Below are 12,624 nucleotides of genomic sequence, written 5' to 3' on the forward strand. Positions count from 1 at the left end.
AAGAGGGTTGATCGCCTTGCTATTAAAAAGCCTTGAATTCAAACATGTCAGTGGTCAAAAAGTAAAAATTACTGAAATTCCAGTTTTAGAGGAAAATAGCACGTTTCGGTTCATGTTATCTGCAAAACTTGATTTATTTATTAGACAAATCACGAACGAATCAGTTCCGAAGCAAACCTACTCGTTTCAAGAATATTTAAAACGCGTGCTGAAATGGAAAGATTACGAACAGCTCTTTAAGTCTCATGTATTAAAGCATAATGCATAAACGTAAAAGTTGACTTTTCTGAATATTTCAGCAGAGTCAACTTTTTTTGTTGATTTAAAAGGTTGAACACGCGCTTTACGAATTAGCAAAACTTGCATTCTATTATAACTATATTGTTGTAAGCGTTCATGTTATACTAGTCTGCAATGCATCTTATAGGGGTGAACACATGTCGAAAATTAAAGTGGTAACGGATTCAACAATTGATTTAACGTTGGAAGAAGCTGAAAAATACGGTATTGAGATGATACCTTTATGTATTAATATTGATAATGAAACATATTTGGATCGCGTGGAATTAACGCCGGTAGATTTTATTGAAAAAATGAAAAATTCAAAAGAATTACCAAAAAGCTCTCAGCCGGCTATTGGTTCTTTTGTTGAAGTATATGAACGATTAGTGAGTGAAGGGTATGACGTGATTTCCATTCATATGACTGGAGGAATGAGCGGAACCGTTCGAGCAGCTGAAAGCGCGGCGCAAATGGTAGCAGGAAATATCACCGTTGTCGATTCTATGTACATTACAAAAGCTCTTTCGTTTCAAGTCTTTGAAGCGGTGAAAATGATTGAAGAAGGGCATATGGTAGAAGAAATTGTCGCGCGCTTGGAAGAGGTGCGTCAAAATACGAATCTTTTTGTCGTAGTCGATACGCTTGAAAATTTGGTTAAAGGTGGACGTATTGGACGTGGAAAAGGGTTAATCGGTTCTCTTTTAAATATTAAGCCCATTGCTTCTCTAGCTGACGGAGTATATACTCCTGTTGCTAAAGTGCGCAGTCATTCTCAAATTGTTAAGTTTTTAACGAAGCAGTTCGAAGAGCATACAGAAGGAAAAAGTATTAAAGGAATAGGGCTTGTACATGCAGATGGACTTGGGCTCGCTTCTAAGTTAAAAGAATCAATCGTGAAGGCAAGAGGCTATACGCATTTTTCGATTGAAGATACGACGCCTATTATCTCGACGCATACGGGTATTGGTGCAATTGGTTTTATGTATTTTGCTGAATAAAGTGAGTTGCTTTTTGCAAGTCACTTTTTTTGCTTTCTCTTTTCTGGAAAAAGGAGAAAGAGAAGTGGACGAACGTGTGATATAATAGAATCAACTTTCTACCAGCCAATGCTGTGCTGGTTACTATTCTTTTGAATCCGGAGTATACCGATGAAAAAATATATTCGAAATTTGAGTGTGTTTAACAAAACGGTTTTATTTTCTACTTTAATTGTAGTTGCCCTTGGAGTCATTTCTTTAGCCATTAGCTATCAAGTTCAAAAAAAAATGGCAAAAGAGACGTTAACGCAGCACGTGTTAATCATGGCCGATTTATGGAGGGAGTCTTTATCTAAACAAGACGTAATAGCAGCAGTGGATTCAAGGAACGGGACGATTCCTGAAAAAGACGAGCTAGAAAAGCAGTTCAGAAAGATTTATGAATTGCATCCGTCATACTTGCAGGGATACATTATGACGACCGAAAAATTCAAATCTCATGGAAATAAGATTATCGTAACAGCGAATAAGAAAATTAAACAATCGCTAGAGCCGTCTATGATTTATTATGGGGGAGAAGAATTTTACAAATCATTTAAGCAAGCAGAACAAGAAAAGAAAAATATCGTAACATCTACATACAAAGACGAATTCGGGACGTGGATAACCGTTTTATCGCCTATTGTAAACAGCTCTGGAAAAGTTGTGGCCATTCTTGGTGTAGATATAGATGCAAGCGCTATCTATGTCTACCAAAAACGTTTAATTGTGTCTTTGGTCGTTGCGTTTACGCTTCTGTTTACCTTCATTATTGTTATTCAAGACTGGGGACTAAGACGATTAATGTCGCCCCTTGGGGAATTAATAGAAGGAATTCAAGCGGTGAGTCAAGGGGAATTTGACGTGAAGCTGACACACGAAGATGATTCTGAGTTAGGGAATGTACACACAAGATTTAATGAAATGACCGAGCGGCTGCAGCAGCTTTTTCATCAAGTGTCAGTAACAAAAGAACACCTGAATGTAGAAACAGATCTCAGTCATACAAAAGACGGAATTACCAAAGCGATTGATGAATTGGAAGTTATTATGGAAAAAACGAGGATGCAAAAGGAATTGCAGCGAGCAGAGAAAATGAATGCAATTGGTCAATTAGCTGCTTCTGTAGCGCATGAAATTCGAAATCCTATGACGGTGGTAAAAGGTTTTTTGCAGCTGTTTCAAGATAATACAAAGCTTTCAAACACTGAATTAAGTTACATTCATCTTATGATTAACGAAATGGACAGAGCGGAAGCCATTATTCATGACTATTTATCTTTAGCCAAGCCGGATGTTCATCAGCATCGTTTTATTAACTGCTTAGAGTGTATTACAAGCTTAGTAGACTTATTATCTTCTTATGCTTTGTTAACAAACAATATACTCATAGAATTAGACGCAAAAGAAGAGATGTATGTTCGCGGCAGCCGAAACGAATTGAATCAAGTTCTGCTTAATATTATGAAAAATGGAATTGAAGCCATGAGAGCTGGAGGAACGCTTCGAGTAGGGCTTTACAAGCGAGAAGGGCATGTACATATTCAAATTGAAGATACTGGTATAGGCATGACCAGTGAACAAGTGAACCGGCTGGGAACAGCGTTTTATTCTTTAAAAGAAAAAGGAACAGGGATTGGTCTGATGGTTTCTTATCAACTGGTCGAACAAATGAATGGAAGAATTGAAGTGGAAAGCATACCAGGAAAAGGTTCAACGTTTACCTTGATTTTCCCTAGCTATGACTAAACTTTAACCGTGCAGGAGGAACATATGAAAAGCTGGTCTTATAAATTGTTTTTTTTACTGCTCATTAGTTGCATGATGTTAACAGCCTGTGGTTCCAAAATAGAAAATCCGCTTAATTGGAAGATGGACTCTTTTTCTTATGTTAACCAAGATCAAAAGAAAGTAGGGCTAAGTCAGCTGAAAGGAAACGTTTGGATAGCTAACTTTATCTTCACAAGCTGCGAAACCGTATGTCCCCCAATGACGGCTCATATGGCTAAATTACAAAAAATGGCTAAGGATGAAGGGCTGGACGTTCGCTTTGTTTCATTTAGCGTAGACCCTGAAGTGGACACTCCCCAGAAAATGAAGGACTATGGGACTAAATTTGGCGCTGATTTTTCGAATTGGGATTTCTTAACCGGTTATAAACAGGCGGAAATTGAAAAGTTTGCGCTGGATCAATTTAAGATGATTGTGAAAAAGCCGCAAGAAAATCCGCAGGTTATTCACGGTACGTATTTTTTTCTGATTGACAAAGATGGAGTGGTTCAAAAATCTTATCAGGGAGTGACTGATCCTCCTTATAATGATATGATCAAAGATATCAAAACCCTTCAGTAAGAGTTATAAAATCGTCAAATCTATCCGCCAAACACAGCTATCTTTATAGTGATGTGTTAGCGGATATTTTTATGAAAGAAACATGGTTATCCTTTTTTTTACATATACTATATATAGAAAACGTAGTAAAATATCAACTTGACATAGTATGATAAGATATAAAGATATAGTTATTCAGAGCGGTAAGCAGTATTGCTTGTGACAGCGAGAATACAGCATAGTTAGTAGGTGTTATGATGAGAAAATGGAAAAGTATAGTGATAAGCAGTATGAGTGCGGTGGTGTTAGCGAGCTGTTCGACAACGACTTTTTTGCCGGCGGACAATAAAGAAGAAGCCGTTCAAAAAGAAGTGGATTTAACACCTAAAAAGCATATTCCGAAAGGCTTTTTTCCTGTAGATTTAGATATTGTAGCCATTGGTGACTCATTAACAGAAGGAGTAGGAGATGAGTCTAAAAAAGGCGGTTATGTACCATACTTAACTAAATACCTTTCTAAACAAAATGAAGTGCAAAATGTACGAACAGAGAACCTAGGCAAAAGGGGAAACCGGACGGATCAGCTATTAGCGAGGTTAAATCAGCCGGGAGTAGCAGCTGAAGTATCAAGAGCAGACATCGTTTTCTTGACGATTGGCGGCAATGACGTGATGAAAGTGGTAAGGGATTACTTTTACAATATCTCAATTAAGACGTTTGAATCACAGCAGTCCAAATATGAAAAACGTCTAAATGACGTGTTTTCACGTATACGTAAGCTTAATCCTAATGCTCATATTTATTTAATTGGTTTTTATAATCCATTCTTTAAATCGTTAAGTGATGTGAAAGAAATTAATGTCGTTATTAATGAATGGAATGCGGCAAGCGAGAAAATTGCTTCTCGATATGATAATGTAAGTTATGTAAAAATTGATGATATTTTTTATGATTCTGACGTAAATTTATTAGGAAAAGACGAGTTTCACCCTAATAAAAAAGGGTACAAACTAATGGCTGAGCGCATTAGTAAATCAATGGAGGAAGAAGATCCTCTCGTTGGGGACCAGAAAAAGGAAACAGCAGAAGAAGTTACATCTGATGAAAAAGAGAAAAACACGAAAGAGAGTGGGAACGAGTAAGGAGATTGTTATATGAAGATGTGGAAAACCCTATTTATCGCGTTACTAGGGATTAATGTTCTAGGGGCTATCCTTATTATTGCGTTTATTTTTCAACCGGTTGACAAGGCCAATCCAACTCCCTCTGAAAAAGTAGAAGGAGACGCAGAACTAACTATTTTGGCTAAAAAAGCGGACTTAAATGTACTGATTGATAAATATTTAAAAAAAGAATTTAAGAATCAGCCGCTTAACTACAAAATTACTCTTACCGATGTAGTAAGAGTAGACGGTACGATTCAAGTATTCGGCGATGATATTAATATTCGGATGACATTTGATCCAATCGTACAAAAAAATGGAGATATTGTGCTTGAACAGCAGTCGCTTTCTGTTGGAAAGCTGCAGCTTCCTGTCCGCACAGTGCTTCGATACGTAAATAATAACTTTGCGCTACCAGAATGGGTAACGATTGATCCAAAGAATGAATCAGTATACGTAGCGTTACAGCAGATGAAGTTAGAGAGTGATTTTGCTGTAAAAGTACAAAAGTTTGATTTGAAAAATGATGATATTCGCGTACGTTTAATTTCGCGCAGTGAATAAAAAAACCTTCCAAATTGGAAGGTTTTTTTTGTTAACGATCTTGGGAAATCAGTGCTTCTAATGCAGGACGGTTCTTAGCAAATCCGACGGCATATACCGTATATGTTCGATTCGGACGAAGGTTCAGTGCCGGGATTTCGAGTACTACATTTTTGGTTCCTGCTATGCGCACACTAAGTTGAACATGCATAGGGGACAAAGGCAAATATTTTGTGACTTCTTTAAACTGCACGCCAGAAAAAATAACGTCTCCGCCTCTAGCCGCAATATCTACAGCAGGAGCATCAGGAGAAAGATGTACAAACCGAAGCTTTGTTTCTCCACTTGGTACATCCGTATTGTCATAGATAAATAATAAATCAAGTTTATTTAGCTCATCTACCGCCGCTACCGTGTAATTTTGGTTTGCTTTAAATGTAAATGATTCCGTTAAAACAGGTCTTCCCGTTTCTCCAGCGGGATAAATAGAAATTGTATATCTTCCAGGTTCTTGTAATTCAATATAATCTGTTTCTTGTTTATAAGTTAAGTTGCGAATCACTCGTTTGTTGTTAATATAAATATCTACAGATGGAGAATCTGGAGAAGCATGAAGTATACGAATTTGCGGCGGATTTACGCGTAAATTCGTATTTTCAGAAGAAGTTAAGACGGCCTGCTGAATATAGTACAAATGCTTTTGATAATAATGAATATGCTTAGATGGATCACTATACTTATAGTAGTTAGCTAGAAAATCGTATTTCATTGCTTTTTTAATATATTGATCAAAGGAATAATTAGCCATATGTTCAGCTCCCTTATTGTCGGAGTATAAAAACATTTCCATACGTAACCAAACATATGCTAAAACTCATAATTTATGCCGATCACTGATCACTCCCGAGACCTTCAAGGAGAAACAATGAGCCAAATGCCCTCTATGTGCATATACTGAATCAAATTATTGACTGAAGGCTTATTGTACGACCGAATTTAGTATAGAAAAAAGGAGTGAGAGCATGCGCGATTTTTATGCTCGGATGCTACGGTTAATTATGTTAAGTTTTTTACTGCTGCTACTTTTAATTCAATTTACAGAGCGCTCTACTTCATTTAATCACATTACTCCCGCGCTAAATAAAGTAACCGAGCGAATTGAGCTGATTACCTATGATCAATAAATGTATGTTTTCTGCGTTTCGATATGTACTTGTTCTTTATGCAATTTGCTTTACATTTTTATTTGTTAGTACAGTTCCAAGCCTGTTTGGTTTCACCGTCACCGTTCAAGAAACGGATTATCACCACCTGCATCGCGGAGATATAGTTGTCTTTAGAGACGAATCATCTTCTTCAAAGAATGAACTTGTACTGGCCCATAATCAAGAGCATGATGTACTGATTACAGCTCAAAGAGATTCTTTGCCTGCTTCTTTTAAAGTAATTGGAAGCTACGCATACCATCTTCCGTATATAGGGATCATTATTGAGTTTATGAAAGATTTTACTACGTTACTGGTGATGGGAAGTATTTTACTTTTGTTGTTTTCGTATACGCTGCAGCCTAAAAGGCGAATATGGCGTAAGAGAAAGTAAAAAATGGGCGAATGCACATACAGGACAATCAACTAGCGCATATAAAGTACAGTGTACGAAATGAAAAAAACAAGAGGAGAGATTGCTATGTATAACTACAATTGTTACGACCCATGCCATCACGGAGGCTATCACCACCTATACGATACTTGCCACTATCCGATTAGCTATCCTATTGGCGGTTATTATCATTGCGGAACAGGCCAGTCATTTGCATTAATTGTTGTGCTATTTATTTTATTAATCATAATTGGCTGTACCTGTTTTTGCTGATTAGGTCTCATTTGCTCGCATGTGCGAGCTTTTTATAACAGGTGGAAAAGGACAAACTTACATATAAATTGTTTAAATAATAAAAAAATTTTGCCAAATCAACATTTACCATATTATACTATAGCTAGTAACTCAATAAGCGAAGGTGAATATATGGAAAAGGAAAAAGTATTTCAACAGCTATTTTCAATGTCATTTACACCAATGCTCGTAATGAATATGGATGGAGATATTCAAATTTTAAATGAAGCGTGCTGCCACCTTTTTAAAACGACGGAGGAACGACTTCTTTCCTGTAATGTATTTGAAGAACCAAATCGCTTTTTTATCGAAAAGCATGAAGTGGAACCGTTAAGAAAGCAAGAGGAAGAAGTTGTTTTACTTAAGAAAAAAGTAGATCAGCAATTTCCGATGCACATTCATATTCAGCGCACGGAAGAGGATATTCCGCTCTTAGTTGTTCAGTGGAAAGAGTTTTCCTCAAGTATTGAAAAGCAAGAGGAAGTCATTCGGAAAATGAAGCAATATAAGCAGTTTGTCCAGCAAAGCCAAGATGCATTTATTGTAACAAGAGAAGGCAGAATTCAATATTTGAATCCCGCTGGTGTTAAACTTCTTGGCGGCGAGAAAAAAGAAGAGTATATCGGACGTCCTTGGCTTCACTTTATTCACCCCGAACATTTAGAAATCGTAAAAGAACGAATGGTTCAGCTGATGAATGGAATGTCCGTAAGGCCGCGTGTTGATGTGAAACTATTGACTAAAAAAGGGGTCGTCATTATTGAATCTTCGGCCACCAAAATTAAGTTTGAAGGACAGGATGCCATTCAGTATATTATTCGCGACGTAACGGACCGAAAAAAATATGATGAAATGGCCAGCAAATCTGAAAAGCTTACAATGGTGAGCAAGTTAGCGGCAGGAGTAGCACATGAAATTCGTAATCCAATGACGGCGATTAAAGGGTTTATTCAGCTGTTAAAAGCATCGAAACAGTATAATGAAGAATACAATGATATTATGCTTGAAGAATTGAATCGCGTCGAATCCATTATTCAAGAATTTTTAACGCTGGCCAAGCCTAAAATTGAAAATTCATACCACCCTAAAAGTCTCAATCAAATCATACGTCATGTGACATTATTATTAGATACACACGCCAATTATAAAAACTGTCGTATTATTAATGAGATTAGTGATGAGATTACAATCTTTTGTGAAGAAAATGCGCTTAAACAAGTTTTTATTAATTTAATTCAAAATGCGCTTGAGTCAATGAGCAAAGGGACAGTTAAAGTCACCGTTGAGAAAAGAAATGAATACGGCATGGTCATTATCGAGGATGAAGGCTGTGGAATTGATGAGCAATCTTTAGCTCGGCTAGGTGAACCGTTTTATTCCACTAAACAAACAGGAACGGGGCTAGGGTTAATGATTAGCTACCGAATAATCGAACAGCATCAAGGGCATATTTCATTTGCGAGTAAAGTAGGAGTAGGAACAAAAGTAGAAATTGCTCTTCCGTACATTAAAGAACCAGTGAACATTTCATAGCGCTTGCTATTCGTTCACTGGTTTTTATTTACTTAGAATAAAAACGAATGTTTTTTAAAAATTTTATTTTAATGTTCGTGTATATTGTTGACTAAAGGGTTTGTTTTTGATATATTATCAAATGGCTAGAAAATAACCGAATGATAATAAAAAAAGAAAATTCGGTCAATAACTTTTATCTTTTACCCAAAGAAAAAAAGATGATGGGAGAATGTACAATGAACTCAAATTATGATGTTATTGTGGTAGGGGCAGGACCCGCTGGGATTTTTACTTGCTATGAGTTAACGTTAAAATTACCGGAAGCAACTATTTTATTAATCGATAAAGGACACGATATCTATCGACGTAATTGTCCGATTCTTCAGAAAAAAATTGAAAAATGTCCGCCTGCGGTTGGCAAAAAAGAGTTTGCTGGCTGTTTGCCCGCTTGTTCTATTACAAATGGTTTCGGCGGAGCCGGCGCATATTCAGACGGGAAATTTAATATCACCAGTGAATTTGGAGGTTGGATGACGGATTATCTGTCTGAATCACAGGTGGTAGATTTAATTAAATATGTGGATGAAATTAATTTAAAACACGGAGCAACCGATACGATTACGGATCCGTTAACTGATAAAGTTCGTGAAATTGAAAAACGCGGATACGCAGCAGGATTAAAGCTATTGCGTGCCCAGGTGCGTCATTTAGGAACAGAGCAAAATTTAGAAATTTTAAAAAGCATTTATGAATACTTAAAAGAAAAAATTGATATGCAGTATAAAACGGAAGTAGCCGATTTAATAACAGAAAAAGAAGATGGTCAGCATATCGTGCGCGGTATCGAATTGAAGAATGGTGAAAGAATTACGGCTGATAAAGTGGTTGTTTCACCAGGTCGAGACGGCTCGAAGTGGATGAGCGACTTACTAAAAAAACGCCGTTTAAAAATGATTAACAATCAAGTGGACATCGGAGTTCGAGTCGAAACATCTAACGTTGTTATGGAAGAAATCAACAAGCACTTGTACGAAGGGAAATTCATTTATAATACGTCTGTAGGTACAAGAGTCAGAACGTTCTGCAGCAATCCTTCAGGACATGTGGTAGTAGAGAATCATTCAGGTATTATGTTAGCAAATGGACACGCATACAAAGATCCGAAGCTTGGAAGTCAAAATACGAACTTTGCGCTGCTTGTCTCTCATAAATTTTCGGATCCATTTGATCAGCCGAACGAATATGCGCACGAAGTATCAAGATTAGCTAATATGCTGTCAAACGGGGGCCTGGTTGTTCAAAAGTATGGAGATATTTTAAAGGGCCGTCGTTCAACAGCAACTCGAATTAAAGAGGGCTTTTTAGAACCAACGTTAAAAGAAGCTGTACCGGGTGACTTAGGCTTAGTGCTTCCTTACAATACGATGAAAAGCTTAATTGAAATGACAGAAGCACTGGATCATGTAACGCCTGGGTTAGCATCTGAACATACGCTGTTTTACGGTGTGGAAGCGAAATTTTACTCCGCCCGTCCGAAGTTAAATGATAAGTTTGAAACTGAAATTTCCGGTTTATACGTGGGAGGAGACGGAGCTGGTATTACGCGAGGACTCGCGCAGGCAAGTGCGTGCGGTGTGTGGGTAGCACGTGACATTGTTGAAAAATTAAAGAATCGCAAAGCAAGTTCTGAACCTGTTACTGTATAAAAAAAGAGGCCGTCAGGGCCTCTTTTTTTTATGTGTTAAATAACGAAAGCGACTAAGTAAAAGATAAAGAACTTGTACGGCTCCAACTCCGATAGTTTTATATGATAATTACCCGCTCTTTTTTAAAAAGTATGACGGAATACATCCTTCTATCGTGAGCAGAATTAAATAGAATAAGGCGAATTGACAATGTCCATTTCTTTGCATCAATAAATTCAGTGAAATTTTAGGGAGGGTATATCAAGCAATACAAGGATAAAATCAACAGTTGGAAAGAGTTATTTTTTGTTGAGTAAAATATTTATGAAAGCAGTAAAGTACGCGGGTGTTAGAATAATTATGCAAATTTATGAATGTAATTTAATGAGGAGAAAGTTCACTTTACAAACTATTTTTTGAATTAATTTTTTATCCATTAGATTTTAAGTCTTGTTAAATAACTGTTTGTGGTTTATTGAAATATGATGTAAATATTTTAAAATATAACAATTCTCAACTTTTTATGATAAAATCCTGCATTATTTTTGAATAAAAACTTGACAGAAACATATAAAATGAATTTTAATTAAAGTAAGAATTATTATCATGCAAAAATATTAAAGAAAATTATTTGCTTAATCTCTTTTGTTTTATAAGAGAACGGGGGACCCATATTTGTACGTAGTGTACTTGGGGTGAATCTTGAATAAATCAAGTAGGGTAACTCACGTACCCGAATCCGACAGCTAACTCCGTAAGCATTCAGTGAGGGAATAACAGGTCTATGAAACCATGATATTCTCATGGTTTTTTGTATAGCTAAAAATATTCCTAAACTATTAATCTGAAAATTTTTAATATATTGTATATTTCGAGTGTTATCGCTCTCAATGCATGGTAAAATAAGTATGGTAGTTAGAATCATTCTAATATAATTTATTTATGGGAGGTAAATCTATGAAGCTATCGACAAAGATTATTATCGCGCTAATTGCTGGTGCTGTTGTAGGAGTGTTGATCAATGCTTTTGCTCCAAGTGCTTTTGCTCCGCTGGACAAGTACTTGTTTACACCGCTTGGCCAAATTTTCTTAAGCTTAATTAAAATGCTTGTTGTACCAATTGTGTTTTTCTCTATCACGTTAGGTGTAGCAGGTTTAGGAGATCCTAAAAAACTAGGAAGAATCGGGGCTAAAACAGTTTCCTACTTCCTAGTTACAACAACCGTTGCGATTATTATTGGTTTAATTTTAGCATATGCAATTAAACCGGGTACGTTTGGATCTTTTGATACAAAAAACGCTTCTTTTGAAGCCGAAAAAGCACCGCCGGTTGGAGAGACATTCTTAAATATGATTCCAGTCAACCCAATTCAAGCGATGGCTGAAGGGAATATGCTTCAACTTATCGTTTTCTCTATCTTTATCGGTTTTGGTATTACGATGCTTGGAAGTAAAACAAAAGGGCTTTACAATTTACTTGAGCAAGGCAATGAATTGATGATGTATCTTGTAAATCTAGTGATGAAGTTTGCTCCTTACGGAACATTTGGGCTTCTTGCAACCGCGGTTGGAAGTCAAGGCTGGGAGGCAATTAAAGCGATGGGGCTGTACATGATTGTAGTCGTGCTCGCACTGTTTATCCATTCGATTGTAACATATGGGGGATCAGTCGCTCTTATGGCCAGACGTAATCCTATTGAATTTTTTAAAGGTTTTGCTCCTGCGATGACAGTTGGATTCAGTACATCAAGCAGTAATGCAACGCTTCCGATTTCAATGAATGTGGCTCAAAAAAATCTTCGTGTCCCGGAGTCCATCAGCAGTTTTGTCCAGCCATTAGGTGCTACCATTAACATGGATGGAACGGCAATTATGCAAGGTGTCGCGACTATTTTTATTGCACAAGTATACGGCGTTGACCTGTCGCTGGGTGCTCTTGTGACGGTTGTATTGACAGCGGTGCTTGCTAGTATTGGTACAGCAGGTGTGCCGGGAGTTGGTCTCATTATGCTAGCAATGGTATTGAGTTCGGTTGGCTTGCCTGTAGCAGGTATCGGATTGATTATTGGAATTGATCGCTTGCTTGACATGCTTCGTACATCTGTAAATATTACGGGAGACGCTGCGTGTGCCGTTATTGTGGCTGAGTCAGAAGCAAAACGTATCGATAAATCTGTAACGCAATCAGCTTAATAA

At 37.0% G+C, this 12,624-nt stretch carries 13 protein-coding genes and 1 riboswitch; of the genes, 12 read left to right on the forward strand and 1 reads right to left on the reverse strand.

Annotated elements, in window-relative coordinates; genetic code table 11:
* Positions 1-16 precede the first annotated feature (16 nt).
* From SB717_RS17115 to SB717_RS17140, 6 genes are all read left to right on the forward strand, one after another.
* Positions 17-268, forward strand: coding sequence for a YpmP family protein (locus SB717_RS17115; RefSeq protein WP_013058743.1), 252 nt, complete (start codon positions 17-19; stop codon positions 266-268).
* A 169-nt stretch (positions 269-437) separates the two neighbouring features.
* On the forward strand, positions 438-1,280 hold the full coding sequence (locus tag SB717_RS17120) for a DegV family protein (protein ID WP_410904289.1): 843 nt from the start codon (positions 438-440) through the stop codon (positions 1,278-1,280).
* A gap of 150 nt (positions 1,281-1,430) precedes the next feature.
* The gene (locus tag SB717_RS17125; RefSeq protein ID WP_410904290.1) at positions 1,431-3,047 is read left to right on the forward strand and encodes an ATP-binding protein; all 1,617 of its coding nucleotides are present in this window, start codon (positions 1,431-1,433) and stop codon (positions 3,045-3,047) included.
* A gap of 24 nt (positions 3,048-3,071) precedes the next feature.
* Positions 3,072-3,650 (forward strand): SCO family protein, encoded by a 579-nt coding sequence (locus SB717_RS17130; RefSeq protein WP_074677124.1) that lies wholly within the window; start codon positions 3,072-3,074, stop codon positions 3,648-3,650.
* Positions 3,651-3,883: 233 nt separating this feature from the next.
* A complete protein-coding gene (locus SB717_RS17135) occupies positions 3,884-4,771 on the forward strand; it encodes an SGNH/GDSL hydrolase family protein (protein ID WP_235915069.1) in 888 nt (295 codons plus the stop codon).
* A 12-nt stretch (positions 4,772-4,783) separates the two neighbouring features.
* Positions 4,784-5,356, forward strand: coding sequence for a YpmS family protein (locus tag SB717_RS17140; RefSeq protein WP_074677120.1), 573 nt, complete (start codon positions 4,784-4,786; stop codon positions 5,354-5,356).
* A 31-nt stretch (positions 5,357-5,387) separates the two neighbouring features.
* Here the strand turns inward: SB717_RS17140 and SB717_RS17145 are convergent, their stop codons facing one another.
* Positions 5,388-6,143 carry a DUF4397 domain-containing protein gene (locus SB717_RS17145; RefSeq protein ID WP_410904291.1) on the reverse strand — a complete coding sequence of 252 codons (756 nt, stop codon included), beginning with the start codon at positions 6,141-6,143 and terminating at the stop codon, positions 5,388-5,390.
* 214 nt (positions 6,144-6,357) lie between these two features.
* Between SB717_RS17145 and SB717_RS17150 the strand changes: the two genes are divergently transcribed.
* From SB717_RS17150 to SB717_RS17175, 6 genes are all read left to right on the forward strand, one after another.
* Positions 6,358-6,519, forward strand: a complete 162-nt coding sequence (locus SB717_RS17150) for a hypothetical protein (protein ID WP_165573653.1) — start codon at positions 6,358-6,360, stop codon at positions 6,517-6,519.
* Entirely contained in the window at positions 6,509-6,934 is a 426-nt protein-coding gene (locus SB717_RS17155) for a hypothetical protein (RefSeq protein ID WP_410904292.1), read from the forward strand. Before SB717_RS17150 ends, SB717_RS17155 begins: the two co-directional genes overlap by 11 nt.
* Before the next feature lie 87 nt (positions 6,935-7,021).
* Positions 7,022-7,207, forward strand: a complete 186-nt coding sequence (locus SB717_RS17160; RefSeq protein ID WP_410904293.1) for a YjcZ family sporulation protein — start codon at positions 7,022-7,024, stop codon at positions 7,205-7,207.
* 153 nt (positions 7,208-7,360) lie between these two features.
* Positions 7,361-8,761 (forward strand): ATP-binding protein, encoded by a 1,401-nt coding sequence (locus SB717_RS17165; RefSeq protein WP_028415123.1) that lies wholly within the window; start codon positions 7,361-7,363, stop codon positions 8,759-8,761.
* Positions 8,762-8,979: 218 nt separating this feature from the next.
* Positions 8,980-10,449, forward strand: a complete 1,470-nt coding sequence (locus tag SB717_RS17170; protein WP_013084690.1) for an NAD(P)/FAD-dependent oxidoreductase — start codon at positions 8,980-8,982, stop codon at positions 10,447-10,449.
* 601 nt (positions 10,450-11,050) lie between these two features.
* Positions 11,051-11,205, forward strand: a riboswitch (cyclic di-AMP (ydaO/yuaA leader).
* Positions 11,206-11,385: 180 nt separating this feature from the next.
* Entirely contained in the window at positions 11,386-12,621 is a 1,236-nt protein-coding gene (locus SB717_RS17175) for a dicarboxylate/amino acid:cation symporter (RefSeq protein WP_014458546.1), read from the forward strand.
* The last annotated feature ends 3 nt before the right edge of the window (positions 12,622-12,624 follow it).

The sequence above is a fragment of the Priestia sp. SIMBA_032 genome (genome assembly GCF_046535215.1).
Taxonomy (GTDB): domain Bacteria; phylum Bacillota; class Bacilli; order Bacillales; family Bacillaceae_H; genus Priestia; species Priestia aryabhattai.